Below are 1,635 nucleotides of genomic sequence, written 5' to 3'. Positions count from 1 at the left end.
GTGAAGGCGGACGGTTCCGGTGTCGAGACGGCGAACGTGAAGATGTCGATGAACCCGTTCGACGAGATCGCGGTGGAGGAGGCGGTCCGCCTGAAGGAGGCGGGCAAGGCGACGGAGATCGTTGCGGTGTCGCTGGGTGTGGCGCAGTGCCAGGAGACGCTGCGCACGGCGCTGGCGATGGGGGCCGACCGGGCGATCCTGGTGCAGACCGACGCCGAGCTGCAGCCGCTGGCGGTGGCCAAGGCGCTGAAGGCGCTGGTGGAGAAGGAGCAGCCGCGGCTGGTGATCCTGGGCAAGCAGGCGATCGACGACGACTGCAACCAGACCGGCCAGATGCTGGCGGCCCTGCTGGGCTGGCCGCAGGGCACGTTCGCCTCCAAGGTGGCCGTCGGCGACGGCGCCGTCACCGTCACCCGCGAGGTCGACGGCGGTCTGGAGACGGTGGAGCTGGCGCTGCCGGCGGTGGTGAGCGCCGACCTGCGCCTGAACGAGCCGCGCTACGCCTCGCTGCCCAACATCATGAAGGCGAAGAAGAAGCCGCTGGAGACGGTGAGCCCCGCCGATCTCGGGGTCGACGTGGCGCCGCGGCTGGAGACGCTGAAGGTGGCCGAGCCGGCCAAGCGCCAGGCCGGCATCAAGGTGGCCGACGTGGCGAGCCTGGTGGACAAGCTGAAGAACGAAGCGCGGGTGATCTGACATGGCCATTCTCGTCGTCGCCGAACACGACAACGCGGCGCTGAAGCCCGCCACCCTGCACGCGGTGGCGGCGGCCGCCCAGCTGGGGTCCGACATCCACGTCCTGGTGGCCGGCCAGGGCTGCCGGGCGGTGGCCGAGGCGGCCGCCAAGGTGCAGGGGGTGGCCAAGGCGCTGCTGGCCGAGGCCGAGGCCTACGCCCACGGCCTGCCGGAGGCGCTGGCGCCGCTGGTGGTGGAGGTCGCCAAGGGGGGCGCCAGCCACGTGCTGGCGGCGGCCACCAGCTTCGGCAAGAACCTGCTGCCGCGGGCGGCGGCGCTGCTCGATGTGGCGGCGATCTCCGACATCCTGTCGGTGGAGGGAGCGGACACCTTCACGCGGCCGATCTACGCCGGCAACGCGATCGCCACGGTGCGCTCGTCGGACCCGATCAAGGTGGTGACGGTGCGCGCGACCGCCTTCGCGGCGGCGGCGGCCGAGGGCGGCACGGGGGCGGTGGAGACGGTCGCCGGGCCGGCGGCCGGCGGCGGGTCGAGGTTCGTCGGCCAGGAGCTGACGCAGTCGGAGCGCCCGGAGCTGACGCAGGCGCGCATCGTCGTGTCGGGCGGGCGCGGCATGCAGTCGGGGGAGAACTTCAGGCTGCTGGAAGCGCTGGCGGACAAGCTGGGGGCGGCGGTGGGGGCGAGCCGGGCGGCGGTGGACGCCGGCTTCGTGCCCAACGACTACCAGGTCGGCCAGACCGGCAAGATCGTCGCACCCGACCTCTACCTGGCGGTCGGCATCTCCGGCGCCATCCAGCACCTCGCCGGCATGAAGGACAGCAAGGTCATCGTCGCCATCAACAAGGACGAGGAAGCGCCCATCTTCCAGGTCGCCGACTACGGCCTCGTCGCCGACCTCTTCAAGGCGGTGCCGGAGCTCACCGACGCCCTGGGCTGAGG

Annotated in this window: 2 protein-coding genes; both read left to right on the top strand. The window is 72.2% G+C overall.

The annotated features are described in order from the left end of the window. Window positions 1-696, top strand: a 696-nt coding sequence (locus ACSBPG_RS31865) for an electron transfer flavoprotein subunit beta/FixA family protein (protein ID WP_435541279.1), incomplete at its 5' end; no start/stop codon positions are given. A gap of 1 nt (window position 697) precedes the next feature. Then, window positions 698-1,633, top strand: coding sequence for an FAD-binding protein (locus ACSBPG_RS31860; protein WP_435541278.1), 936 nt, complete (start codon window positions 698-700; stop codon window positions 1,631-1,633). Window positions 1,634-1,635 lie beyond the last annotated feature (2 nt).

Source organism: Azospirillum sp. ST 5-10, from assembly GCF_051225715.1.
Classification (GTDB): Bacteria; Pseudomonadota; Alphaproteobacteria; order Azospirillales; family Azospirillaceae; genus Azospirillum.
Note: the sequence above shows the minus strand (reverse complement) of the source record. Positions and strands in the feature narration are given on the sequence as shown.